Genomic DNA, 24,212 nt, shown 5'->3' with positions numbered 1-24,212 from the left:
GCTTCCGCGTGCGCACCGGCCGCCGGCGCGGGTCAGAGCCAGCCGTTGCGGCGGAACCAGCGGTAGAGGGCCAGCGAGATGGTCAGCATCAGCGCGAGCACGACCGGATAGCCGTACGTCATCCGGAGCTCCGGCATGACGTCGAAGTTCATTCCGTAGATGCCGGCGATGGCGGTCCAGACCGCGGCGATGGCCGCCCACGCGGCGATCTTCCGCATGTCGTTGTTCTGGTCGACCGTGACCTGGGCCAGCCGCGCCTGGAGGATCGAGTTGAGCAGGTCGTCGTAGGAGTTGACCTGCTCGACCGTCCGGCTGAGGTGGTCCTGCACGTCCCGGAAGTAGCGGCGGACCTCCTTCGGCACGTCCCGGTTCATCTGCGAGGTGAGTGTCAGCAGCGGCCGTTGCAGCGGGGTCACCGCCCGCTTGAACTCCACCAGTTCCCGCTTCATCTGGTAGATCCGCTGGATCCGGCCGGTGGCGTGCCGGTCGAAGACCTCGGCCTCCAGCGTGTCGAGGTCGTCCTCCAGCCGGTCGGCCACCTCCAGGTAGAGATCCACCACCCGGTCGGTGACCGCGTACGCCACCGCCCACGGGCCCTGGAGCAGCAACTCCTGCTTGGTCTCCAGGTCGGCCCGGACGGGCGAGAGCCGGCAGGCGTCCCCGTGCCGGACGCTGATCAGGAAGTTGGGGCCGATGAAGAGCATCACCTGGCCGGTCTCGACGACCTCCGAGGTCTCGGTCAGCTCCGCGTGCTCGCAGTACCGGGCGGTCCGCAGCACCAGGAAGCTGACCTCGCCGAACTGCTCCAGCTTGGGGCGTTGCTGGGCCTTGACCGCGTCCTCGACCGCCAGCTCGTGCAGGCCGTAGGTGGCGGCGATGGCGGTCATCTCGTCCAGCGACGGTTCGTGCAGGCCGAGCCAGACGAAACCGTGCTCCGCCCGGCGGGCGGCCTGGAGCGCCTCGGCGTACTGCCAGTCGCCCGGCTGCCGCCGGCCGTCGACGTAGAGCGCGCAGTCGACCACGGCGCTGCGCCCGGGGCCGCTGGGCGGGGAGGTGTCCGGGGACTCCTCGGCGCCTCGGCGGCGGGCCATCGCCCGGACCGGCGCCACCCAGGCCCGGGGCTTGAGCACCCGCCCGGCGCTCTGCGGCACCACCCGCTCCCGCTCGGCCCGGTCCGTCATCGCGCCCCCCTTCCACGCTTCGCTGCGGCTTGCAGGTTACGCCGCCGCGCCGATCACCGCCGGTGACGATCGGGGTGCGGGGGTGGCGCCGGGCGGGCCGGGCCGCATCGGGGGTGAAGGACGACACGGCCCACCCGGCGCCCTTTGGGGGCGGGGGTTGTGCTGGTCGCGCCACGCACCGTGGGGCGGATCGGCTGGGGCCGGCACTTTCCTCCGGTGACCTCGGGGCCGCGCCGGGGGAGTGAATTCCGCTACACGTGGTGAATGACGCTCGCAGCATTGTGGGCCGCGGGCCGCCCCGGCGGGAGTCCCGGGACGGCCGGTATCGTCATACTGTCGGAAACCCGACAGAAATCAGCCCCGGACGGCCGCGATCGCCTCGGCCAGCCGCCGGACACCTTCGTCGATCCGGTCGGCGGTGACCGCCGAGAACGCCAGCCGGAGGGCGTGCTGGCCGCCCTCGACGACGAAGTCGCTGCCCTTGACCACGGCCACCCCGCGCTCGGCGGCGGCCGGGGCGAGCCGGTCGACCAGCACGTCCTCGGGCAGCTCGATCCAGAGGAAGTAGCCGCCGTCCGGCTCGACGAAGCGGGCCTCCGGGATGTGCCGGCGCAGCGACTCGGCGAGCACCCGGGCCCGCTCGCCGAGCGCGGCGCGTACGGTCTCGATCGAGCGGTCGATGTCGCCGGAGACGCAGAACTGGTGCACGATCGCCTCGGAGACCATGCCGGGCGAGATGTAGAGGCTGGTCGCCTTCTTGGCGATGTCGGCGATCAGGTCCGCCGGACCGACCAGGTAACCGACCCGCACCCCGGGGCAGACCGTCTTGGTGAAGCTGGAGGCGTGCACCACCACGCCGCGGGTGTCCAGCGAGAGCATCGAGGGCAGTGCCTCGCCCCGGAACCGGATGTCGGCGTACGGGTCGTCCTCGAAGATGGTGAAGTCGTACTCGGCGGCCAGGTCGAGCAGCTCGCGCCGCTTCTCCAGGGAGAGCGTCACGCCCGCCGGGTTCTGGTAGTTCGGAATGACGTGGGCCAGCCGCGGGCGCACCCCCGACTCCAGCAGCTTGCGCAGCTCGGCGGTGTCCAGGCCGTCCGGCTGGATGGTGACGCCGTGCAGCTCGCTGCCCATCCGCTTCAAATTGAGCAGGGTCCGGTCGTAGGTGGGCCGCTCGACCACCACCGCGTCGCCGGGGCGGACCAGGTGGTCGAAGAGGAACGCGTCGGCCTGCAACGAGCCGTTGGTGACCAGGACCTGCTCCGCCTTCACCCCGTGCTTCGCGGCGATCCACTCCCGCAGGGGGAGGTAGCCGACGGAGGTGCCGTAGGCGGTCACCCCGGCGGGGTCGGCGTCGAACGCGCGGACGGCGGCGGCCTTGAGCCCCTCGACATCGACGATGTCCAGCGAGGGAGCGCCACGGGCGAAGGAGATCAGCTGCTCGGCGGTCATGGCTGTTCAGCGTACGGGCGGCGACGGGGTGCGCGCGGACGGCACGGCGATGTCCGCATCCTGAGCCACCGGGTCGGGTGACCTGCGTCGACCGGTGGCCGACAGATCCGACCGGAAGGCCGAGCGGGTCGTGCTGCGCGTACCGGAACAGCCCCTCCACCGCGACCCGCGAGCCGCGCGCCGGGCGGAGCCGCGGCTCAGCCGGCGCCGACCATCCGGCTGCCGGCCCAGACCCGCATGATGTCCCGGACGGAGATCACCCCGGCCACCTCGCGGCCGTCGAGCACCACCAGGTGCCGGAAGCCGCCCCGGGCCATCGCCGCGGCCGCCTCCTCCACCGTCCACTCCGGCCCGGCGTAGACGACGTCCCAGGTCAGGTGCTCCCCGGTCCGCTCGACGTCGCAGTCCAACCCGGCCCCGATCGCCTTCAGCACGTCACGTTCCGTCATGATCCCGACTCCCTCGGAGTCCGGGTCGATCACGACCGCCGACCCGACCCCGCGGGCCGTCATCATCCGCGCGGCCTGCCGGAGCGTGTGCTCCGGGCCGACCACGAGAACCTCGCTGGACATCGCTTCCCGAACCTGCATCACGCATCACCCCTGTGGGACGGTGGCACCCGGTACGGACATCGTGGACCCCGGATGTTTCCGGGACAAGACCGGGCATCGCCGCCACGCCCGGGCGCTCGCTACTGTCGTGGCGTGTCCACCGAGCCTCTGCGCTGCGCCGGCGCCCTGATCGTCGACGACGACGCCCGCCTCTTCTTCCAGCGGCGGTCCGCCGACCGGCGCCTTTTTCCCAATTGCTGGGACATCGTCGGGGGACACCTGGAGCCCGGCGAGGAGGTCGACGACGCGCTGCGCCGCGAGGTGACCGAGGAGACCGGGTGGACGGTCTCGCACGTGCTCGGCCAGGTCGGCGAGTACCGCTACGTCGGCGACGACGGGGTGGCCCGGGTGGAGAGCGACTGGCTGGTCCGGGTCGACGGCGACCTGGCCCGACCCCGGCTGGAGGCGGGCAAGCACACCGAGTTCCGCTGGCTCCGCGCCGACGAACTGGCCCTGCTCGACGAGCACCGCGACGTCAACGACGGGCTGATCCGGCGGATCGCCGAGGAAGCCTTCGCCGCCCTGCGTTCGATCGGTCTGTGAACGACGCCGTCGAGCTGCCGCCGCACCGGTTCGCCGGGCTGGTGGCCCCGGCGGTCGACCGGGCCTTCGTCGCCGCCATGCTGGCCGGGCGCGACGGCGGCGGCGCCGAGCTCAGCCAGCGCTACGGCGGACCGGCCGCGACCGGCTTCTTGGTGGAGTTCCGCACCCGGCTCGCAATGCCCGGCGGGACCGTGGACGGAGCCGGCTTCGCCGCGGTTACCCGCTACCGGGATCCGGCCGCCTGCCAGCGGGCCCTGGACAAACAGGTCGCGTACGGGATGATCCACCGCCGGCCGGACGGTGGGCTCTCCGCCACCGACCGGGGCGTGGCCTTCCTCGCCGAGCTGTGGCGGGTGCACGCCGAGGTGACCGAGGAGCTCTGGGCCGGGCACGAGGAGCGGGTCGTCCGGCTGGTGGCGGCGCTCGGCCGGCTGCTGACGTACGCGCTGGTCCACGCCGAGGAGGAGGGGGACGGCACGGGCGCGGCGTTCGCCGCGACGGCCCCGCCGTACGAGCCGGACGGCACCCCGCCCGGGGTGCTGCTGCTCAACCGGCTCGGCACGCTGCGCTACCACCGGGCCGACGCGCACGCCGCCGCGTGGACCGCCGCCGGGCACACCGCGTCGAGTGTCGCCGCCCTGCCGGCCGGGCCGGAGCGGCTCGCCATCGACCTGGAGACCGACCGGCGGGCGGCCCCGCCCTATCTGGTGCTGACCGCCGAGGAGCGGCTGGCGATGCTCGCCGACCTGGCGGCGCTGCCCGGCTGAACCGGTTGGCCACGGCCGCTCTGTCACGCAGCGCTATCCTCCACCGGTGACCGGGAGTCGTACGAGGGAGGATGTCGGATGATCGGGATGGTGCTCGCGGCCGGGGCGGGGCGCCGGCTGCGCCCGTACACCGACACCCTGCCCAAGGCGTTGGTGCCGGTGGACGGGGACACCACCATCCTGGACATCGCGCTGCGCAACCTGGCCGAGGTGGGGCTCACCGAGATCGTGATCGTGGTCGGCTACGCGGCGGACGCGGTCCGCGAGCGGCAGGCCGACCTGGAGAAGCGGTACGGCGTCACGCTCACCCTGGTGCACAACGACAAGGCCGAGGAGTGGAACAACGCCTACTCGCTCTGGCTGGCCCGGGAGCACTTCGCCCGGGGCGTACTGCTGGTCAACGGCGACACCGTGCACCCGGTGAGCGTGGAGAAGACCCTGCTGGCCGAGCGCGGCCCGGGCATCCTGCTGGCGATCGACACGATCAAGGCGCTGGCCGAGGAGGAGATGAAGACCACCTTCGACGCGGCCGGCCAGCTCACCCGGATCACCAAGATCATGGATCCGGGCGAGGCGTACGGGGAGTACATCGGCGCGACGCTGATCGAGCCGCAGGTGGCCGACGCCCTGGCCGACGCGCTCGAGGCGACCTGGCGGCGCGACCCGAACCTCTACTACGAGGACGGCTACCAGGAGTTCGCCGACCGCGGCGGCGAGGTGCGGGCCGCGCCGATCGGGGACGTCTCCTGGGTCGAGGTCGACAACCACGCCGACCTGGCCCGGGCCTGGGAGGTCGCGTGCCGCTACTAGCCCGTACGGTGCTGACCCCGCTGCACATCGACGTGCGGCGTGGGGCGGTCGCCGACCTGGGCCCGCTCCTGGCCGACCGGCGGATCTCCGCCGGCGGCGACGTCGCGGTGGTGGTCGGCCCCGGCCAGGGCGAGAAGATCGTCGAACTGTGCCGGCCGTCGCTCGGCGCGGCCGACGTGTTCACGGTCGCCGGCGGCACCATCGACGCCGCCAACGAACTTGGCGACCGGTTGCGCCGCCGCCAGTACGACGCCGTGGTCGGCATCGGCGGCGGCAAGACCATCGACACCGCCAAGTACGCGGCCACCCGGTACGGGATTCCGATGGTGACCGTGGCGACCAGCCTGGCCAACGACGGCATCGCCTCCCCCACCGCCTCGCTCGACCACGAGGGCGGCAAGGGCTCTTACGGAGTGCACATCCCGATCGCGGTCATGGTCGACCTCGACTTCGTGGAGACCGGCCCGGACCGGCAGACCCAGGCCGGCATCGGCGACGCGGTGAGCAACCTGAACGCCTGCGCCGACTGGGAACTCGCCCACGAGGTACGCGGCGAGCCGATCGACGGGCTCGCCGTGACGCTGGCCCGCACCGGCGCCGAGGCGTTGCTCAACCACCCCGGCAAGATCACCGACGACGGCTTCCTCACCACGCTGGCCGAGGCTCTGATCCTGGGCGGTATCGCCAGTTCAGTGTGCGGGTCGACCCGCCCCGCCAGCGGCGGCGACCACGAGATCTCACACGCGATCGACCGGCTCTATCCCGGCACCGGCTCGCACGGTGAGCAAGTGGGGCTCGGTGCCCTCTTCTGCACCTTCCTCCGCGGGGATCCGGACCGGTTCAGTCGGCTCGCCCGCTGCCTGCACCGGCACGGTCTGGCCACCACACCGGCCGAGCTGGGCCTGGCCGACGAGCAGTTCGTCGAGGCCGTGCAGTTCGCGCCGGCCACCCGGCCGGACCGGTACACCATCCTCGAACACCTGGCGATGTCGCCTACCGAGACGCGGCAACGGCTGGCAGACTACGCCGGTGCAATCCGCGACCACCTTGGCTGAGCCCCGTCCCACCGTCGCCGACTTCCACCGGGTGAACCGGGGTGGCGGCCTGTTCAGCGAATCGATCAGCCAGTGGCTGGGCGCGGTCTTCGCGCTCGTCGCGCAGCGCCTCGGGCTGCGCCCCACCGCGCTGACCATCACCAACCTGGTGCTCGGCCTGGCCACCTCGGTCACCGTGGTGGCGCTCGCCGGGCCGGTCGCCGCCGGCGACGTGCCGGCCTGGCTGGTCGGGCTGCTCGCGCTGGTCGGCTGGCAGGTCGCGTACGCCCTGGACTGCGCGGACGGGCAGCTGGCCCGGGTGACCGGCCAGGGCAGCGCGGCCGGTGCCCGCGTCGACGTGCTCTGCGACGTGGCGGCGCAGATCGCCCTGGTCGCCGCCCTGTCGGCGACCGCGGTCGCGCAGCGGCCGTCCACCCCCAGCTGGCTGGTGGCGGTCTTCGCCGGCACCTGGATGGTCAACCTGGTCACCTCGGTGATGCAGGCCGGCCCGAACGCCGCGAGCATGGTCACCTCGACGTCGCTGCCGGTACGCCTCGTGAAGCTGGTCCGCGACTACGGCGCGGTGATCTTCGTGGCCGCGCTGGTGCTGCTCCTCGCCCCCGCCCTGGCGTTCTGGGTGATCGTCGCCTTCACCCTCGTCAACGGCGGCTTCCTGCTGGCCAGCATCGCCTTCTCCGCCCGCGCCTCGCTCCGCTGACCCCGCGCCGAGCGCCGAGCGCCGAGCGCCGAGCGCCGAGCGCCGAGCGCCGAGCGCCGAGCGCCGAGCGCCGAGAGATCTTGGTAGCAAGTGGCCCCTGTAGGGGCCGTTTCCCACCAAGATCTCTTCGTCATTCCAGCTGATGGAACGGCGGTCCCGATTGACGGGCAAGGGGCAGCTGGCGGGCTGGGGGCAGCTGGGGTTGAGCCCACCCGGGCTGGCAGCGGGGCCGGGGCGGGACGGCGGAGCGAGCGGGACGGCGGAGCGGGCGGGCCGGGCTTGGGACGGCGGGTGGAGGTCAGCGGTCGACGGGCGTTCCGGTGCGCATCACGCCGGTGTAGATGTCGATGAGCTGCCTGGTGACCACGTCGGGGTGGAAGGTGCGCTCGTAGCGGGCGCGGGCGGCGGTCGCCAGCGTCACCGCGCCGGCCCGGGCCACCGGGAGCGCGCCGGCCAGCGCGGCCGGCTCCGGCGGCACCACCCAGCCCGCTTCGCCCGCCACCACCCCCGTCGGCAGGGTGGCCAGCCCGGCACCGGGGACGGCGGAGGCGACGGCCGCCGGGCCGGTGCCGGCCGGTTCCCGGGGGGTGTCCGCGCCGACCAGGTAGGGGATGCCGCCGAGGGCGGTGCCGAGCACCGGCCGGCCGGCGGCCAGCGCCTCGATGATCACGGTGGGCAGCACGTCGTGCCAGGTCGAGGTGGCCAGCACCACCGCGCTCGACTCCAGCGCGGCACGCACGCCGGCGCGGTCCAGCGGGCCGAGGAAGGTGACGTCCGCCCGCTCGGCGGCCGCCGCCTCGACCAGCGGGCGCAGTTCACCGTCGCCGGCGATGCGCAGCGGGCCGAGCGCGCCGTCCGGGTGCCGCCGCCACGCGTCCAGCAGCAGACCCAGCCCCTTTTCCGGGGAGAGCCGGCCGAGGAAGAGGAACCCGTCGCCGAGCGGGGCGGGCCGGCCCGGGTCGGGGATGCCGTTCGGCTTCACCACGATCCGCTCGGCGGGGATGCCGTAGTCGCGCAGGTGGTCGGCGACCGCCGAGGTGAGCGCGATGAACCGGTCCACCGAGCGCCAGGTGCCCCGGTGCACCGCCAGCGTGGTGGCCATCAGCGCGCTCTGCGCCCGCGACCCCCGGTAGCAGCGGTGCACGATCGCCGGCACGCCCAGCGCCCGGCCCCGGCAGTCCTGGCAGATCATCCCGTCCCGAAAGTAGAGCCCGGAGGAGCAGACCTGCCGGTAGTTGTGCACCGTCTGCACCACCGGCACGCCGTGCCGGTGCGCCGTCCGCACCACCCAGGGCGAGATCAGCGGGTACGGGTTGTGCAGGTGCAGCACGTCCGGCCGGTGCTCGGTGAGCAGCCGGCTGAGGTCCTGCTGGGCGCGGGGCGCGTAGATCGGGGAGATCGGCAGCAGCGCCTTGGCCGTCTTCGGCATCGTCGGGATCTCGTCCGAGCTGCGCAGGAACGGCAGCACCTCGACGCCCGCCGCGGTGAGCTGGGCGATCTCGGCGTCGACGATGGTGTTCTCCCCGGACGGCTGGGCCTCCCGGTACCGGTTGTGCGCCACCACGATTCTCACGGGAAAGAAGGCTACCGTTGGCTGATGCCCGAACTCCCGGAGGTTGAGGCGCTCGCGGGCTACCTGCGCGAGCGCGCGGTGGGGCGGCGTGTCGACCGGCTGGAGGTCGCCGCGATCAGCGCCCTGAAGACGTACGACCCGGCGCCGACCGCGGCGGCCGGGCGCGCGGTGGTGGACGCCCGCCGGCACGGCAAGTTCCTCGACGTGATGCTCGACGGCGACCTGCACCTGGTGGTGCACCTGGCCCGGGCGGGCTGGCTGCACTACCGGGAGGCCTTCGGATCGGCGGCCCCGCTGCGCCCCGGCAAGGGGCCGATCGCGCTGCGGGTACGCCTCGACGACGGCTCCGGCTTCGACCTCACCGAGGCCGGCACCCAGAAGAAACTGGCCGTCTACCTGGTCACCGACCCGGCGACGGTGCCCGGGGTGGCCAAGCTCGGCCCGGACGCGCTCGCCGCCGACCTGGCCACCTTCAGCGCCCGGCTGCGCAGCCGCCGGGGCCAGGTCAAGGGGGTGCTGACCGACCAGGCGGTGCTCGCCGGGGTCGGCAACGCGTACTCGGACGAGATCCTGCACGCGGCGAAGCTCTCCCCGTTCGCGATCACCGACCGGCTGACCGACGACCAGCTGGCGGCGCTGCACGAGGCCACCCGGCAGGTGCTCGGCGACGCGGTGCGCCGGTCGCTCGGCCAGAAGGCGGCGGAGCTGAAGGGCGAGAAGCGCTCCGGGCTGAAGGTGCACGCCCGCACCGGCCAGCCCTGCCCGGTCTGCGGGGACACCGTCCGGGAGGTCTCCTTCGCCGACTCCAGCCTCCAGTACTGCCCGACCTGTCAGACCGGCGGCAAGCCGCTGGCTGACCGACGGTTGTCCCGCCTTGTACGGTGAGTAACACCACTCCATGGTTACGGAGAGGAATCGGACTTCGATCGCCGAACCTCCGGTCCGAGTCTCTTCCAGGGTGGCCATCCATCGGTATAGTGGCTCGGTCCCCGGCTTCCAAAGGGCACGGAGCCGGCCAGATCCCTGCCGCACCAGCCAGGCGCATTGTCCTCCGGGTCGGCGTCGGGCCGGTGCCCGCGTGGGAGACTGGGACGGTGGGCGACCCGGGCCCTCACTGCGAGTGAGCGGCACGTGTCATGCGGGAGGACATGGGTGAGGTGACGACAAGCCTCCAGCGCCCGGTAACCAACGAAGGCCGGAGCAAACTCGTGCGGCACGTCGACAGCTTCGAGATCCAGCCGCCGGCATCGCCGTCCCACAACGGCGTACCCCGCTCGGCGTGGGCCCGGGCCCGGCGCCGCGTGTCCCGCTGGCACCGTCCCTACATCGCCCTGCTGCTGCTGCTCGACTTCGCGGCGGCGGCCGTGGCGAGCCTGATCGCCATCCAGGCGTTCGACCAGTCCCGGGCCGGCTTCTACAACGCCGAGCAGGACCCGACCTGGTTCCACACGGTGGCGTTCGTGCTGCTGCCGCTCGGCTGGGTGGTGATCCTCTGGGGCAACCGCGCCTACGACCGGCGCTACCTCGGCCTCGGCCCGGACGAGTTCAAGCGGGTGATCCGGGCCGGCGTCGCCGTCGCGGCCACGGTCTCGTTCATCGCCTTCGCCACCAAGACCGACCTGTCCCGGTACACCGTCGGCACCGCCCTGCTCGCGGCGTTGATGCTGATCCTGCTGAACCGGATCCTCTGCCGCTTCGTGCTGCACGCGGTCCGGCGCAACATCGGCCAGGCCGGGCACCGGATGGTGCTGGTCGGCACCCTGCCGGAGTGCCTCGAGGTCTACACCGCGGTCACCCGCAACCCGGCGGCCGGGCTGATGCCGGTCGCCATCCACGTCACCGACGGCTACGCGGCCGCCCGGGGCATGCAGACCCCGGTCCCGGTGTACGCGGGCCGCGACGTGCTGGCCCTGGTCCGCGAGGTCGGCGGTGACACCATCGCGGTCTGCGGCTCGGCCAGCGCCGAGCCGGGTGAGCTGCGCCGGTTGGCCTGGCAGCTGGAGGGCTCCGGCGTCGACCTGGTCGTCGCGCCGCAGCTGACCGACATCGCCGGCCCCCGGGTGCACATCCGCCCGATCGAGGGCCTGCCGCTGCTGCACGTGGAGGAGCCGACCCTGTCCGGGCCGGCGCTGCTGGCCAAGAACCTGATGGACCGGGTGGCCGCCGGGCTCGGGCTGCTGCTTCTGGTCCCGGTCTTCCTGGCCATCGCGATCGCGATCCGGATCTCCGACCCGGGGCCGGTCTTCTTCCGCCAGCCCCGGGTGGGCCACGAGGGGCGCACCTTCCGGGTGTGGAAGTTCCGGACCATGTACGTCGACGCGGAGGAGCGGCTGGCCAGCCTGGTCGACCAGAACGAGACCGACGGCATGCTGTTCAAGATGAAGCAGGACCCCCGGGTCTTCCCGGTGGGCCGCTTCCTGCGGGCCACCTCGCTCGACGAGCTGCCGCAGCTGATCAACGTGCTCTGGGGCGAGATGTCGCTGGTCGGGCCGCGTCCGCTCCCGGCCGACGACGGCGACTTCCTGGGCGACGTGCGCCGCCGGCTGCTGGTCCGCCCCGGCATGACCGGGCTCTGGCAGGTCTCCGGCCGCTCCGACCTCTCCTGGGACGAGGCGGTCCGGCTGGACCTCTACTACGTCGACAACTGGTCGCTGGCGTACGACCTGAGCATCCTGTGGCGCACGGTCGGCGTGGTGCTCGCCCGCAAGGGAGCGTACTGACCCCTTGGCGTCGGGGTCCGGAGCCGACAGGATCTGGGCGTGGGTGGCAACCTCTCCGCCGTCTTCGGCGTCGTCTCGCTGGTCACCGCGCTGGGCGCGGCCCTGTTCGCGGTCGTCCGGCTGCGCGGGCGGCGGGGCATCGCCACCGCCACCCAACGGGCCACCTACGAGGTGCTGCACACCGCCGGGCTGGCCGCCGAGCCGCTGCGGGCCGGGCTGAGCGCGGCGAACGCGGCGAAGGCCGTACGCCACCTGCGCGCCCTGGTGGGCGCGGTCGGGCTGGCCCTGACCGACCAGGCGGAGCTGCTCGCCCTGGACGGGCGGGGCGGGCACCACGGCGGGCAACTGGCCGCGGCGGCCCGCCGGGCCGTGGCGGCCGGGCGTTCGACCGTGCTGGGCGACGCGGAGCTGCACTGCGACCGGGTCGACTGCCCGGTCCGCGGCGCGGTGGTGGCGCCACTGGCCGGCCCGGACGGGCGGGTGGTCGGCGCCCTGGTCGCGATCGCCGACGCCGCGCCCGCGCCCGGGCTGGTGCAGGCCACCCTGGAGACCGCGCACTGGGCCGGTAACCAGCTCGCGCTCGCCGAGCTGGACTCGTCCCGGGAGCGGCTAGCCCGGGCCGAGATCCGGGCGTTGCGGGCGCAGATCAGCCCGCACTTCATCTACAACGCGCTGACCGCGATCGGCTCGTTCGTCCGCACCGACCCGGAGCGGGCCCGGGAGCTGATCCTGGAGTTCGCCGAGTTCACCCGCTACTCGTTCCGGGCGCACGGGGAGTTCACCACGCTGGCCGAGGAGCTGCGCTCGATCGACCGCTACCTGACCATCGAGCGGGCCCGGTTCGGCGACCGGCTCCAGGTGCGGTTGCAGATCGCCCCGGAGGTGCTGCCGGTGACGCTGCCGTTCCTCTGCCTGCAACCGCTGGTGGAGAATGCCGTCCGGCACGGGTTGTCCCGCAAGCCGGGCACGGGCATGGTGAGCATCGAGGCCCGGGACGCGGGCGCGGAGTGCCACATCACGGTGGAGGACGACGGGGTGGGAATGGATCCGGCCACGCTGACCGCCGGCATCGCCGAGCTGGCGGCCGGTGACCTGGGCGACGACCCGGGCCAGCACGTCGGCCTCTCCAACGTCGACGAGCGGCTCCGGTCGGTCTTCGGGGACGGCTTCGGCCTGGTCGTCGAGACCGGGCTGGGCTCGGGCACGAAGGTGAGCATGCGGGTGCCGAAGTTCCACCCGGGCGTACGGGCGGGTTCGTGAGCGCGAACCCGTCCGGGTTTCTCCGGGTGCTGGCGGTCGACGACGAGCCACCGGCGCTGGACGAGCTGGCCTACCACCTGCGGTCGGATCCCCGGGTAGCCCGGCTGCACACGGCCGGGGACGCCACCGAGGCGCTCCGGGTGCTCCGCGACGGCGACGTGGACGTGGTCTTCCTCGACATCCGGATGCCCGGCCTGGACGGCATGGAGCTGGCCCGGGTGCTGCGCCGGTTCGCCCGGCCGCCGGCGATCGTCTTCGTCACCGCGTACGACGACGGGGCGGTGGACGCCTTCGACCTCGGCGCCACCGACTACGTCCGCAAGCCGGTCCGCGCCGAGCGGCTCGCCGAGTCGCTGCGCCGGGTGATCGGCTCCCGGGTGGTGCCGTCGCACCCGGCCGCGCTGGCCCGGGCCGAGGAGGACCCGACGATCCCGATCGAGCTGGCCGGCACCACCCGGATGCTGCCCCGCTCAGCGGTGCGCTGGGTGGAGGCGCAGGGCGACTACGCCCGGCTGCACACCGCCGACGGCTCGCACCTGGTCCGGGTGTCGCTGGCGACCCTGGCCGAACGCTGGGCGGACGCCGGGTTCGTCCGGATCCACCGGTCGTACCTGGTGCAGCTGAAGCTGATCGCCGAGCTGCGGCTGGTCAACTCCGGGTACGTGGTGGTGATCGACTCGACGGAGCTGCCGGTGAGCCGGCGGCACACCCGGGAACTGAAGGACAAGCTGGTGCGGGCGGCGAAGCAGGACTGGAACCGCTGAGCGCGCGCCAGCCCGGTCCCGCTCCGCCGGCCGTCAGGCCTTGACCCGCCCCTCCAGGTAACGCGCGATGGCGGTCACCTGCTCGCGGGACAGCGGGGACTCCGGCTGCGCCGGCACCGCCGACTCGTCGACCCCGACCATGTTCAGGACGCTCACCTCGAGCACCCGGTTGTCCGGCAGTTGGACGCTCACCACGTGCTGCACACTCTGCTGCCGCCGGCCGGTGTACGTCTGCGTCTTCGTCCGGGCACCGCTCGGCGTGGTTCCCTCCACGCACTCCCGGCGGTACCGATTGTCCTCCTGGACCTCCGGCGGAAGCCGGCACGGCCAGTGGAACCCGGTCGCCTCCATGCACCCCGGGAGGAACCGTTCGCCCTCCTGGGCGCCCGGCGGACGCCGGCACGACCCGTGGGACCCGGTCTCGTCCGGGTCGCTCCGATCCGGCGCGATGGACACGCCCAGGGCACCCTTGCGCCCCTGGTAGCTCACCCCGGAGGTGCCGTTGACCAGGTCGGAGGTGCCGTTGTGGACGAACGTCGGCGGCTGCCCGTCGGGCTTGCGGGCCTCGCCGAGGTACTCCGGCATCCAGACCCACGTCGCGCCGGGCGCGACTTCCCGCAGCGCCCGGTCCAGTTCCTGGCTGAGCCGCCGGGCGGTGGCGTCGGCCGTCTCCTCGGTGTCGAAGACCAGCCGGAACCGGGTGTCCGGGGTGGGCGAGGAGGCCGCGACCGGCGGCGGGGCCGGCGTCGGGTCCTGCTCGCGTACGGCGACGCCGACGCCGCCGGCCAGCGCCAGGGCCAGCACGGCGGCCAGCGAGCCGCCGAGTCGCCGGGTGGCCCGGGCCCGCCGTTCCCGCCGGACGATGCCCGGCACGTCGACCCGGGCCGGCGGCGGGTTGCCGATCAACTCGTCGAACAACTGGTGACTCATCGGGTGCCTCCCGCTCAGAACTGGCCGTTGACGGCGGTACGCAGGTTCGCCAGCCCGCGTGCCGACTGGCTCTTGACCGTGCCGGCGGAGATGCCGAGCATCCGGGCCGTCTCCTCCACCGAGTAGTCGAGGTAGAAGCGCAGGACGAGCACCGCCCGCTGCTTCGGGGCGAGCGAGCGCAGCAGCGCGGCGAGCCCGTCCCGGTCGGTCACCGTCTCCGACACCACGCCGGCCGCGTCCGGCACCGCCGCCCTGGACTGCTCCCGGTTGTGCCAGGGGCGGCGCCGCTCGTCGAGCCAGGAGCGGGTCAGCACCCGCTGGGCGTACGCGTCGCGGTTCTCCGCCCGGCTGACCTGCCGCCAGCCCCGGTAGAGCTTCGCGACGGCGACCGACACGACGTCGTCGGCGGTGTGCCAGTCCTGGCAGAGCAGGTACGCGCTGCGCCGCCAGCGATCCATCCGCTCGGTGACGAAGGCGTGGAAGTCGTCCTCCTCGGCCCGCCTCACCGCGCTGTTTCCTCTCCACTGACCATCACGGCCGTACGACGCAGCGATCGTGCCGCGAGGTTGCACCGGGCGCGGCTCGCGGCGGTCAGGATCCGATCCTGGTGGCGATGTTCTGCGCCACCGCCCGGGCCTCCCCCATCAGCAGCGGGGCGTCCGAGGCGGGCCGGTGGTCAGTCTTGCCGGACCTGTTTGAGACGTCCAACTGGAGCCGGCCGGCCTCCGGCAACTCGACGTCGACCCGGTGCCGGACGGAACCGTCCCTCCCGACGCTCGTCTGGACCTTCATCCGCGTGCCGTCCGGTGCCGGGGATTCGTCGCAGAGCGCGCCCGTGCGCCGATCGGCCGACCGGCAGGACCAGTCGAACCGGCGTGCCCGCGCCTCGGGCACACCGAGGGTGATCGTCACCTGCAGGTCGCCCCGGCGCTCCTGGCGCACCAGCGGCGAGCCGATCCGGACGGAGTTCGGGCGGCCGTCCCGCCCTACTGTCACCAGGTACGCCGGGCGGTCCGGCGACGGGCTCCAGACCGCGGCCGGGGCTTCCGCGAGAAGCGCTCGGTTCACCGCCACGACCATCCGCCGCGCCGTCACCTCCGCCGATTCCGCCCGCGAGGGGACCGACCGGATGTCGCCGCGGGGCATCGGGGCGTCCATCCGCCGAAGGCTGGCGGCCGACGCAGTCACGGGTGCCGGTATGCCGCCGACGGCGTCCGGCCGATCACCGCTCGGGGCCGGCTCGCCGGCCACGGACAGCCCGAGGAGCACCGCGAGCGGCACGCCGAACCGCTTCCTGATGACCTTCATAACCCTAATGACTGACGGATCGCCGCAGGGGTTGCATGACCGCTCGACCCGGCGGGTCGAAGACACATTCTCGCGGAGGGAATAAGGACTCCGTGTCGTACGCTGTACGGTACTCCGTACGAGAATGGAGGCCGCCTTGTTCGACGCCGCGACCGAATTCGACCGCCAACTCGACCGCCTGGTGGAACTGGGCTACCCGGCGCTCGCCAACCTGACCGAGGACGCCTTCCGGGAACTGGTCGCCCCACTGCGGGCGGCGGCCGTCACCGGCACGGCGGGCCTGCCCGCGCCCACTGAGGCACGGGTGCCGTTCCTGCTGGTGGTCACCCGGGACCTGGTGCCGGTCGAGGAGCGGCTGGCGCGCACCACGCTGGCCGGCAAGCGCAAGCCCGGCTTCCTGGACCGGCACTACGCCGAGGGCGACCTGCCGAAGTTCGACCCGATCAAGGAACTGGAGGTGCCCGAGGGCCCGGCGTACCTGCTCTTCGACGTCGACCGGGGCGAGGAGACGCTGAACCTGGCGCCGTCGGCCGCGATGGAGGTGATCACTGCTCAGGACCGGCTGCCGCTCACCATCGACGAGGGGCTCGCCTTCGTCACGCTGTACCCGGCGGCGCTGGCCAAGAACAAGTGCTTCTCGCTGGTCGGCTCGCGCTGCGGCGACAAGCGGGTGCCGGCGATCTGGATCAGCCAGGGCGCGCCGAAGCTGGGCTGGTGCTGGTACGGCAACCCGCACACCTGGCTCGGCTCCGCCTCCGCCCGGCCGGAACGGGTCGGGCTGAACTGACCACCACCGCGAGCCGCGCGGCCGGCACCCGGCACCTCGCCGGGTGCCGGCCGCCGGGGTCGCGGACGGGAAGGGGGGCGTCCCGGCCGGCCGGGACGCCCCCCTTCCGCTCGCTGTCAGCGAACGGCGCCGGCGGCGACGAGCGCGAGGCCCCCGGCGGACGACCTGCCCGCCGTACCGGGGTAGAGGTAGAAGGTGCCCACCACGTCGGCCACCAGGTGCGTACTGCCGGTGAGGTTGTGCGCGTGGAACGCGTCCTGCGGGCCGATCCCGGCGATCGCGGCGTTGGACACGATCTGCCCGGCGGCGGGGTTCAGGTTGCTGGTCGCCGGCTTGCCCAGACCCGCATCCGCCGGCCAGACGGTGATCACGGTGTTGCTCGCCGGCGACACCGCCGTCACGTTCATCGCCAGCGCCCGCGTCGCCTCGCTGGCCATGGTGGCCGGAGCGACGATCCGGCGGGTGACGTTCGGGCCGAGCGCGCCGGAGGTGCCGAGCCCGGAGCGGCTGTCCACGATCCGGGTCGGGCTCAGCGGCCGGAACCGCAGCCCGTTCGCGACGGTGCCGTCGTCGATGACACCGACCAGGTCGACCACCACGTTCGCGCTCTGCGAGGTGTGCACCGTGAAGGACCGCACCCACCGCCCGCTGACACACGTGCCGCACCAGGTCGTCTGCACGAAGGCCAGGTTGGGCACGACCTTGCCGGCTCCGTAGTTGACCGTCGACGAGGTCGGCAGGTCGCCCTCGCCCGACCAGGCGGTCAGGAAGCCGCCCTTCGCCGGCGCCACCGCGGTGACGTTCAGCACCAGGCCCCGGACGTGCGTGTTGACCTCGTACCCGAAGTCGACCCAGCCCCGCACCCGGCCCCCGGCCGGTACGGCACCACCGGTGGCCCGGGTGTCGAACAGGCGGGTCGGCGTCACCGGAAGGTAGTGGCCGCCCCGCCCGCTGGTCTCCTGGACGCTGTTGAATTCGGCATAGAAGCCGACGACGTCGACCACCACGTGGACCGAGCCGGCGCGGTTGTAGATCGACACCTCACCGGCACCGAGTTTCACGGTCACGTTGTTCGACCCCAGCCAGCCCGCCGGGAAGTTGATCGACGAGGCCGTCGGGCGGTTCTGGTGAGCGGGATAGACGGTGAGGAAGCTGTCGGCGGTCGGGCCGGTCACCGTCACGTTCAGGACGACCGAGCCGGCACCGACCGGCACCCCGGCCCGGCCGGTGATGTCGAGGTCGACCGTCTGCCCGGGGCCGATCGGCGCCTTGGGCGCACCGAGCCCGATCCGGGTGTCCATCAGCCGCTGCGGCGGCAGCGGGTAGTACATCCCGACCACGCCCTCGTAGGCGTCGTACCGCAGCGGCACCAGGTGGGTGCCGTGGGTGCTGTTGTCCGGCAGCACCAGCTGGGCGAGATGCTCACCGCTGCGGGTGGCCCGGGTCGAGATGGTCACCGAGCAGGTGCCGCCCGGCGCGACGGTCCGGCCGGAGCAGGTGTCACCGGAGATGGCGAACTGCGCCGGCTCGGCACCGCCGAGGCTCGCCGCACCGAAGACCGCCGGCACACTGCCCGCCGAGGTGACGGTCACCGTCCGGGTGGGTACGGCACCGTCGATCTCCACCCGGCCGAGGTCGACCGCCGCGACGTCCGGCACGGCGGCGACGTAGTCCAGCGTGGAGTTCCACCGGATCTCGCCCCTGAGCGTTCCGGTGCTCGGTGGGCAGCGGTACGTGTAGGCCGCGGCGAACGAGGTCATCGCGCCCGAGACCGGGTCGCGCACAACGTCGAGGACCGTCACGGAACCGGAACTGTCACTGCAGGCGCGACCGGTCGAGCCCAGGAACAGATAGCCCTTGTCGGTGGCGGTGAGGAGACCGCTCATCGGGTACGTCTGCCCCTCGACCCAGCGCTGCCCCTCCGGCGGGCGCAGCCCCAGGTCGACGTACTCGCCCGGACGGGTGATGTAGAAGGAGACGTACTCGCCGAAGGCCTTCGCGTCCACCTGAGAGTTGTCGGTGTCGTAGACCCCGGAGGTGGGGACCGGGTGGCCGCCGTGGTCGCCCACGTCGATGGTCAGGGCTGTATGCGGTGAGGCCGGCGCGGCGAGCGCCATCCCGGTCGGTACGACCGACGCACCTGTCACGGCGACCACCATGCCGAGCAGCGCGCGGAACATGCGCATGAGGACCCCGTTTGCTCAAGAGGCGGGAGAATTGCCGGCCCAGCGTAGGGCGGTGCTCGGATCGCGGCAAGGAGCCCTCTTCGCCCCCGGCCGCTGGCGCCGGAAGCGCGACGAGGGTGCCCCGACAGGTCGGGGCACCCTCGTCACTGACCTGCCGGCCTACCAGGTACGGATGCCGGAGGCGTGGACCCGGAAGCCCTCCCCGGTGCCCACCGTGTACGGGTAGAGCTCGAAGGTGCCGACCACGTCCGCCACCAGGTGCGTGGAGCCGAGGAGGTTGTGCAGGTGGAACGCGTCCGCCGGGCCGATGCCGGAGAGCACGGCGTTCGAGACGGTCTGCCCCGCGGCCGGGTTCAGGTTGCTGGCCGTCGGCCTGGTGGCGCCCGTGTCGGCCGGCCACACCGTGATCACCGTGCCACTCGTCGGCGACACCGCGGTCACGTTCATGGCCAGTGCCCGGGTGGCGTCGGTGATCAGCGCGGCAGGAGTGGTGACCTTCCGGGTCACGTTGGCACCGAGGGCGTCGGTGGTGCCCTGGTCGTAGCGGCTGTCCACGATCCGGGTGGGGCTCTTCGGGGTGAACCGCAGGCCGTTCGGGACGTCCGTGCCAGCAACCACCCCGACCAGGTCCACCACCACGTGCGCCTTCTGCGAGCTGTACAGGGAGAACGTCGCCTGGACGTTGACGGTGCCGCAGCCGTGGCACTGCATGGTCTGCACAACCGCCAGGTTCGGGACGGTGCGGCCCGCGTCGTAGTTCACCGTGGACGTTCCCGGTCGATCGCCGCCGCCGGCCCAGGCGGTCAGGAAACCGCCCTTCTCGGGGGCCACCACGGTGATGTTGACGATCAGGGACTGGGCGGACGTATCCAGCTCGGGGCCGAAGTCCACCCACCCCCGACGAGTCTCCCCGGCCGACAGCGCCCCACCGCTGACCCGGGTGTCGAAGAGCCGGATCGGCGTGACCGGATGTACCTGGCCACCCACCGGCTCCAGGTGCCCGCGGGCCGCGTCGCTGGCGGCGTAGAAGCCGACGACGTCGACCACGACGTGCGTGGCGCCGGTGTGGTTGTAGATGCTGATCTTGCCACCGGCGCCGAGTTTGGCCGTGACCAGGTTCGAGCCGAGCCAGCCGGCGGCGAAGTTGATCGACGAGGCGGTCGGCCGGCTCTCGCCCGCCGGGTACAGCGTCAGGTAGCCGCCAGCGGTTGGCCGGACCACCGTCACGTTCACGACCACGGCCCCGACCCCTTCGGCGGGCACTCCCGCCCGGCCGGCGACCTGAAGGTCGAGCACGCCGGCCGGGCCGATCGGGGCCGGTGCCGTGCCGTCGACGCGGGTGTCGAGGATCCGCCCCTGGCGCGGATAGTAGGTGCCGACGGCGTTGTGGTAGCCGCTGATGCTCAACCGCACGCGACGGGAGCCGTGACTGGTGTCGTCGGCGAGGAAGATCGTCGCCGCCCTGACCGCGGTGCTGGTGACGCCTGCCGCCACCTGCAGCGTGCAGTCGTCGCCCAACACCAGCGTGCGGCCGGTGCAGTCGTTGCCGGTGACCTGGAAGGTCGCCGCATCGGGTCCGGCGACGGTCAGCGCGCCGAAGGTCACCGGCACGGTCCCCGTGGAGGTGAGGGTGACGGTGCGGGTCCGCGGCGCGGCGCCGATCTCGACCGGCCCGAAGTCGAGGGGCGACGCGTACGAGACGGCCTGGTAGTCCAGGTCGGAGTTCCAGCGCAGCTCACCGTCGATGACGCCGCTGTCGTCGTTGCAGCGGAACGCGTACGCCGCGGCGAACGCAGTCAACTGCTGCGTCTCGGCGTCCCGGGCGACCTGCCGCACGGTGATCTGGCCGGTGCCGGTGCAGGTCCGTCCGCTGGCGTCGACGCTCAACCGCGCGGCGATGCCGCCCTCGGCCGTGGCGTACGTGCGTCCTGCCTGCCAGGTCTCGCCCTCCGGCGGCGTGACGTGCACGCCCGTCCAGTCGTGCACGGTGCCGGCCCGGAAGTGCGCCGTCATGGTGAGCGCGTCCCGGCCACCCAGGCCGGTCTGCACCTCCTCGTAGCGGCTGTCGAAGACACCGCTGTAGATGCCGTAGCCGAACCGGGTCTGGTCGCCCGCGTCGACGACGAGAATGCTGGTCGGCGTCGTCGCGTCGGCGACGGCGACCCCTGGCAGTCCGGCCACGGCGCATGCCGTGGCGACGCCCATGCCGAGCAGGGCGCGGAAGATACGCATGAAAACCCCGTGGGAAGAAAGATGAACGAGAATTCGCCGGCTCAGCGTAGGGCATCACGGGGCCGGCAGGGGGTCAGCAGTACCGCGGTGGGGCCCGGGCGAAGCACCCGGGGAACCGGGCGGTGATCGCCGGCGGTGGGGGCGCTGCCCGGATCACCTCCGGCCAGCGCCCGCCGGTGCGTCAGGGCCGGTAGAAGCGGCCCGCCACGTCGACGACCACGTTCACGCTGCCCGCGTGGTTGCGCACGTTGAACTTGCCGTACGGACCGAGCTCGCCGAACACCGCGCCGGAGACGGTCTGCCCGGCCGCCGGGTTGAGGTTGCTCGCGTCCGGGACGCCGTAGTCGGGCCAGTCGGCCGGCCACACGGTGAGCACGGTGTGCCCCGTCGGCGCCACGGCCGTCACGTTCATCGCCAGAGCCACGTCCTCCGTGGTCCCCATCGCCGACGGCGGGGTCACCTTGCGGATGTCGCCGGCGCCGAGCGCGCCCGCCGTGCCCAGACCGGTGCGGCTGTCGACGATCCGGGTCGGGTTCAACGGCTGGAACCGGTAGCCGTGGAGCACCGTCCCGTCGTCCATCATCCCGAAGCCGTCCACCACGATGTGTGCGGTGGCCGAGGTGTAGATGGAGAAGGTCGGGGCTCCGTCCGGCGAGCAGAGCTCGCCGTCGCAGGGTCGCGTCTGGACGATGGCCAGGTTGGGCGTGACGGTGCCGGCTCGGAAGTTGACCGTGGAGACGGTCGGGCGGTCACCGGCGCCCGACCAGGCCGTGACGAAGCCGTCCTGCTCGGGGTCGACCACGGTGATGTTCACGACCAGCGCCCGGGCGTGCGGGTTGTCCCCGCCGAGCAGCCGCGTCAGGTGCAGGTGACTGCCGGCCCAGCGCTTCTGGCCGCCGGTGTTCGGGTCGGTCCGGCTGTCGTAGATCCGGCCCGGCCGGTGCGGGTGGTAGAAGCTGCCGATCCCCCGGCTGGCCAGGGTGTTGTCGGCCGCGTAGAAACCGACCACGTCGACCACGACGTGCGTCTCGCCGTTCCGGTTGAACACCGACACGCGGCCGCCGGAGCCGAGCTTGACCGTGACGTTGTTGGAGCCCAGCCACCCCTTGGCGAAGTTGACCGAGGATGCGTTCGGGCGGGGCTGACCCGCTGGATAGACCGTGACGAAGCCGCCCGCGGTCGGGCCGGTGATCGTCACGTTGAGGACGACCGCACCGACCCCGCTGGCCGGTACGCCGCCCCGCCCGGCGACCTGGAGGTCGACCTGGCCCGAGGGACCGATCATGGCCTGCGGCGCACCCAGGCCCTCTCGGGTGTCCATCAGCCGGGTCGGAGCGACCGGGTAGTAGGTGCCGGTCACGTCCACGGCGGCGCTCGCCGCCTGCGGCTGCGCGGTGGCCGGGGCGGCCGCGAGCGCGCAGGTCGTGGCCAGGGTGACGCCCGTGCTGAGCAGTGCGCGGAGTATTCGCATTCGGTCCCCGTGAGAACGATGGGCGAAGATCGGTCGGCCCAGACTAGGAGCGAAGACCACGGTCGACAAGACCACGTCCCGGCAACACTCCCGACCGTTCGACTTGATCAGGCCGGTGTGGACCGACGTCGTCAGTATCCGCCGATGCCGACCCGGGGAGGGGGAGAAGCAGGGCTTCGCCCGCTCAGATTAGGCGACCCATCTATGGCAGCAAGCCTCTGACCTGCGTGTCTGCTGCTTCCGTGCCAGGTCGGTCGGCATCCGGGGCACGCCGGCGACACGAAAAGGGCGCCCCGGCCGACGGCCGGGGCGCCCTTTCTCGGACGTGCTTACTTACCGGTCGAGACCGGGCTGTGCGCGCCCTCGCCGACCGGCCGCTTCACGGCGGCCTTCGCGGTGGCGGCGGAGGTGCCCGCCGCCGGCGCCGGGAGGTAGAACTCGCCCACCACGTCCATCAGGAAGTGGGTGGTGCCCAGCAGGTTGTGCACGTTGATCGTGCCGTTCACGCCGGTCAGCGGCAGTGCCCCGGCCGACACCGTCACACCGGCGTACGGGTTGAGGTTGCTGGAGTTCGGCTTGGGCAGCTCGTACCCGGCGGGCCACATGGTGATCACCGTGTTGGAGCTCGGCGCGACCGCGGTCACGTTGGTGGCCAGCGCCCAGGTCGCGTCAGTGACCATCCCGGCCGGCGGGGTGATCGTCCGGACCGAGTTCGGGCCGAGCGCTGCCGGCATGCCCTGGCCGATCCGGCTGTCGGCGATCCGGGTCGGGCTCATCGGCTTGAACCGCAGGCCGTCGCCCATCGTGCCGTCGTCCATCGCACCGACGATGTCGGTGAGGAGGTGCACGGACTGCGAGGTGTAGACCCGCCACTTCGGCGCACCGGCGGTGCACCACCAGTCGTCGCCGTAGCCGAGGCACGGCGTGGTCTGGATGTAGGCCAGGTTGGGCACGTTCTTGCCCACGGCGTAGTTGACCGTCGAGGCGTTCGGCCGGCTACCGGCGCCGGACCACGCGGTCAGGAAGCCACCGGCCGCTGGCGACACCGCGGTCAGGTTGACCACGACCGCCTTGACGTTGGGGTTGAACTCCGCGAAGTCGAGCGAGTAGTCGATCCAGGAGTTGGCCGGCAGCTTGCCGGTGCCGTCGGAGCGGGTGTCCCAGAGCCGCTCGGGCAGGTACGCCTGGTACTCGAGGCCGTTCCGGTTGGTCATGCCGTTGTCGGCGGCGTAGAAGCCCACGACGTCCACGACCACGTGCGTCGAGCCGAGGTGGTTGTAGAGCGAGACCTTGCCGCCGCTGCCCAGCTTGACGATGACGTTGTTCGAGCCGAGCCAGCCCTTGGGGAAGTTGAGCGAGGACGCGTTCGGCCGCGCCTCACCCGTCGGGTAGGCGGTGACGAAGCCACCGACCGTCGGGCCGGTGACCGTCACGTTCAGCACGACCGCGCCGGCACCGACGGCCGGCACGCCGCCTCGGCCGGCGACCAGGAGATCGACCTTGCCGCCCGCGCCGATCGCACCGGTGCTGCGGGTATCGAGCAGCCGGGCCGGGTTGAGCGCGTAGTAGGCGCCGGTGGTGTCTTCGATGGCGGCCGCAGCTTGCTGCGGCGCGGTCGGAGCCGCCGATGCCGTACCCGGCACCACGGCCAGTGCACATGCTCCGGCGAGGGTGACGCCGAGCAGAGTGCGGAATTTGCGCATAGAAACCCCGTGGAAGAAGAGGAACAGGGAATTGCCGCCTCAGCGTAGGTGTCGGGGTCAATGCCGGCAAGGCCGATACGGCGGAGTCAGAGTGGAAATCAGCTGATGGACGAATCGGGACTTAATGGTCCCTTAAAGAACCGTGAACCGAGTTATCCACAGGGG

At 72.5% G+C, this 24,212-nt stretch carries 21 protein-coding genes; 10 read left to right on the top strand and 11 right to left on the bottom strand.

The genetic code is table 11. The annotated features are described in order from the left end of the window. Positions 1–32: 32 nt before the first annotated feature. The 3 genes from corA to ACVCAH_RS22670 form a co-directional block, all read right to left on the bottom strand. Entirely contained in the window at positions 33–1,181 is a 1,149-nt protein-coding gene (gene corA, locus ACVCAH_RS22680; RefSeq protein ID WP_447138192.1) for a magnesium/cobalt transporter CorA, read from the bottom strand. 354 nt (positions 1,182–1,535) lie between these two features. Further along, entirely contained in the window at positions 1,536–2,630 is a 1,095-nt protein-coding gene (locus ACVCAH_RS22675) for an aminotransferase-like domain-containing protein (RefSeq protein ID WP_447138191.1), read from the bottom strand. A gap of 197 nt (positions 2,631–2,827) precedes the next feature. Then, complete coding sequence (locus ACVCAH_RS22670) at positions 2,828–3,220, bottom strand: CBS domain-containing protein (protein ID WP_447138190.1); 393 nt, start codon at positions 3,218–3,220, stop codon at positions 2,828–2,830. A 114-nt stretch (positions 3,221–3,334) separates the two neighbouring features. On the opposite strand from ACVCAH_RS22670, the gene ACVCAH_RS22665 reads away from it, so the two are divergent. The 5 genes from ACVCAH_RS22665 to ACVCAH_RS22645 all read left to right on the top strand — a co-directional run bounded on the left by ACVCAH_RS22665 (position 3,335) and on the right by ACVCAH_RS22645 (position 7,113). Further along, positions 3,335–3,784, top strand: coding sequence for an NUDIX hydrolase (locus ACVCAH_RS22665; RefSeq protein ID WP_447138189.1), 450 nt, complete (start codon positions 3,335–3,337; stop codon positions 3,782–3,784). Continuing rightward, the gene (locus ACVCAH_RS22660; RefSeq protein WP_447138188.1) at positions 3,781–4,551 is read left to right on the top strand and encodes a hypothetical protein; all 771 of its coding nucleotides are present in this window, start codon (positions 3,781–3,783) and stop codon (positions 4,549–4,551) included. The genes ACVCAH_RS22665 and ACVCAH_RS22660 overlap by 4 nt, the downstream gene beginning before the upstream one ends. Before the next feature lie 78 nt (positions 4,552–4,629). Further along, positions 4,630–5,361, top strand: a complete 732-nt coding sequence (locus ACVCAH_RS22655; protein ID WP_447138187.1) for a phosphocholine cytidylyltransferase family protein — start codon at positions 4,630–4,632, stop codon at positions 5,359–5,361. After that, positions 5,349–6,416, top strand: coding sequence for an iron-containing alcohol dehydrogenase family protein (locus tag ACVCAH_RS22650; RefSeq protein WP_447138186.1), 1,068 nt, complete (start codon positions 5,349–5,351; stop codon positions 6,414–6,416). The genes ACVCAH_RS22655 and ACVCAH_RS22650 overlap by 13 nt, the downstream gene beginning before the upstream one ends. After that, positions 6,391–7,113 (top strand): CDP-alcohol phosphatidyltransferase family protein, encoded by a 723-nt coding sequence (locus ACVCAH_RS22645; protein ID WP_447138185.1) that lies wholly within the window; start codon positions 6,391–6,393, stop codon positions 7,111–7,113. Before ACVCAH_RS22650 ends, ACVCAH_RS22645 begins: the two co-directional genes overlap by 26 nt. A gap of 298 nt (positions 7,114–7,411) precedes the next feature. On the opposite strand, the gene ACVCAH_RS22640 is transcribed toward ACVCAH_RS22645, so the two are convergent. Further along, the gene (locus tag ACVCAH_RS22640) at positions 7,412–8,686 is read right to left on the bottom strand and encodes a glycosyltransferase family 4 protein (protein ID WP_447138184.1); all 1,275 of its coding nucleotides are present in this window, start codon (positions 8,684–8,686) and stop codon (positions 7,412–7,414) included. A gap of 24 nt (positions 8,687–8,710) precedes the next feature. Here ACVCAH_RS22640 and ACVCAH_RS22635 point away from each other — a divergent pair, with 24 nt between their 5' ends. From ACVCAH_RS22635 to ACVCAH_RS22620, 4 genes are all read left to right on the top strand, one after another. Further along, the gene (locus tag ACVCAH_RS22635) at positions 8,711–9,571 is read left to right on the top strand and encodes an Fpg/Nei family DNA glycosylase (protein ID WP_447138183.1); all 861 of its coding nucleotides are present in this window, start codon (positions 8,711–8,713) and stop codon (positions 9,569–9,571) included. 263 nt (positions 9,572–9,834) lie between these two features. Continuing rightward, positions 9,835–11,406 carry a sugar transferase gene (locus tag ACVCAH_RS22630; RefSeq protein WP_447138225.1) on the top strand — a complete coding sequence of 524 codons (1,572 nt, stop codon included), beginning with the start codon at positions 9,835–9,837 and terminating at the stop codon, positions 11,404–11,406. Between the two features lie 39 nt (positions 11,407–11,445). Beyond that, the gene (locus tag ACVCAH_RS22625) at positions 11,446–12,666 is read left to right on the top strand and encodes a sensor histidine kinase (RefSeq protein ID WP_447138182.1); all 1,221 of its coding nucleotides are present in this window, start codon (positions 11,446–11,448) and stop codon (positions 12,664–12,666) included. Beyond that, positions 12,663–13,430 (top strand): LytR/AlgR family response regulator transcription factor, encoded by a 768-nt coding sequence (locus tag ACVCAH_RS22620; RefSeq protein WP_447138181.1) that lies wholly within the window; start codon positions 12,663–12,665, stop codon positions 13,428–13,430. Before ACVCAH_RS22625 ends, ACVCAH_RS22620 begins: the two co-directional genes overlap by 4 nt. 33 nt (positions 13,431–13,463) lie before the next feature. Here ACVCAH_RS22620 and ACVCAH_RS22615 read toward each other — a convergent pair whose 3' ends face one another. The 3 genes from ACVCAH_RS22615 to ACVCAH_RS22605 form a co-directional block, all read right to left on the bottom strand. Further along, positions 13,464–14,360 (bottom strand): hypothetical protein, encoded by an 897-nt coding sequence (locus tag ACVCAH_RS22615; RefSeq protein WP_447138180.1) that lies wholly within the window; start codon positions 14,358–14,360, stop codon positions 13,464–13,466. A 14-nt stretch (positions 14,361–14,374) separates the two neighbouring features. Next, the gene (locus ACVCAH_RS22610) at positions 14,375–14,866 is read right to left on the bottom strand and encodes a SigE family RNA polymerase sigma factor (RefSeq protein WP_447138179.1); all 492 of its coding nucleotides are present in this window, start codon (positions 14,864–14,866) and stop codon (positions 14,375–14,377) included. 85 nt (positions 14,867–14,951) lie between these two features. Next, positions 14,952–15,428, bottom strand: coding sequence for a hypothetical protein (locus tag ACVCAH_RS22605; protein WP_447138178.1), 477 nt, complete (start codon positions 15,426–15,428; stop codon positions 14,952–14,954). 364 nt (positions 15,429–15,792) lie between these two features. On the opposite strand from ACVCAH_RS22605, the gene ACVCAH_RS22600 reads away from it, so the two are divergent. Further along, entirely contained in the window at positions 15,793–16,455 is a 663-nt protein-coding gene (locus tag ACVCAH_RS22600; protein WP_447138177.1) for a DUF5701 family protein, read from the top strand. Between the two features lie 116 nt (positions 16,456–16,571). On the opposite strand, the gene ACVCAH_RS22595 is transcribed toward ACVCAH_RS22600, so the two are convergent. The 4 genes from ACVCAH_RS22595 to ACVCAH_RS22580 all read right to left on the bottom strand — a co-directional run bounded on the left by ACVCAH_RS22595 (position 16,572) and on the right by ACVCAH_RS22580 (position 24,047). Next, positions 16,572–18,641 carry a choice-of-anchor D domain-containing protein gene (locus ACVCAH_RS22595; protein ID WP_447138176.1) on the bottom strand — a complete coding sequence of 690 codons (2,070 nt, stop codon included), beginning with the start codon at positions 18,639–18,641 and terminating at the stop codon, positions 16,572–16,574. Positions 18,642–18,800: 159 nt separating this feature from the next. Further along, complete coding sequence (locus ACVCAH_RS22590; protein ID WP_447138175.1) at positions 18,801–20,873, bottom strand: choice-of-anchor D domain-containing protein; 2,073 nt, start codon at positions 20,871–20,873, stop codon at positions 18,801–18,803. 181 nt (positions 20,874–21,054) lie between these two features. Further along, a complete protein-coding gene (locus tag ACVCAH_RS22585) occupies positions 21,055–22,344 on the bottom strand; it encodes a hypothetical protein (protein WP_447138174.1) in 1,290 nt (429 codons plus the stop codon). Between the two features lie 329 nt (positions 22,345–22,673). Then, positions 22,674–24,047: a hypothetical protein gene (locus ACVCAH_RS22580; RefSeq protein ID WP_447138173.1), complete on the bottom strand. Its 1,374-nt coding sequence runs from the start codon at positions 24,045–24,047 to the stop codon at positions 22,674–22,676. Between the last annotated feature and the right edge of the window lie 165 nt (positions 24,048–24,212).

The organism is Micromonospora sp. LZ34 (genome assembly GCF_052981855.1).
This window is presented reverse-complemented; position numbering and strand designations above follow the sequence as displayed.

What these genes read in the sequence shown, in the direction of transcription:
- ACVCAH_RS22595 (WP_447138176.1), bottom strand. Translation starts at nt 18,641, where the DNA reads ATGCGCATGTTCCGCGCGCTGCTCGGCATGGTGGTCGCCGTGACAGGT.
- ACVCAH_RS22580 (WP_447138173.1), bottom strand. Translation starts at nt 24,047, where the DNA reads ATGCGCAAATTCCGCACTCTGCTCGGCGTCACCCTCGCCGGAGCATGT.
- ACVCAH_RS22635 (WP_447138183.1), top strand. Translation starts at nt 8,711, where the DNA reads ATGCCCGAACTCCCGGAGGTTGAGGCGCTCGCGGGCTACCTGCGCGAG.
- ACVCAH_RS22655 (WP_447138187.1), top strand. Translation starts at nt 4,630, where the DNA reads ATGATCGGGATGGTGCTCGCGGCCGGGGCGGGGCGCCGGCTGCGCCCG.
- ACVCAH_RS22585 (WP_447138174.1), bottom strand. Translation starts at nt 22,344, where the DNA reads ATGCGAATACTCCGCGCACTGCTCAGCACGGGCGTCACCCTGGCCACG.
- ACVCAH_RS22615 (WP_447138180.1), bottom strand. Translation starts at nt 14,360, where the DNA reads ATGAGTCACCAGTTGTTCGACGAGTTGATCGGCAACCCGCCGCCGGCC.
- ACVCAH_RS22590 (WP_447138175.1), bottom strand. Translation starts at nt 20,873, where the DNA reads ATGCGTATCTTCCGCGCCCTGCTCGGCATGGGCGTCGCCACGGCATGC.
- ACVCAH_RS22670 (WP_447138190.1), bottom strand. Translation starts at nt 3,220, where the DNA reads ATGCAGGTTCGGGAAGCGATGTCCAGCGAGGTTCTCGTGGTCGGCCCG.
- ACVCAH_RS22630 (WP_447138225.1), top strand. Translation starts at nt 9,835, where the DNA reads ATGGGTGAGGTGACGACAAGCCTCCAGCGCCCGGTAACCAACGAAGGC.
- ACVCAH_RS22675 (WP_447138191.1), bottom strand. Translation starts at nt 2,630, where the DNA reads ATGACCGCCGAGCAGCTGATCTCCTTCGCCCGTGGCGCTCCCTCGCTG.
- ACVCAH_RS22600 (WP_447138177.1), top strand. Translation starts at nt 15,793, where the DNA reads ATGGAGGCCGCCTTGTTCGACGCCGCGACCGAATTCGACCGCCAACTC.
- corA (WP_447138192.1), bottom strand. Translation starts at nt 1,181, where the DNA reads ATGACGGACCGGGCCGAGCGGGAGCGGGTGGTGCCGCAGAGCGCCGGG.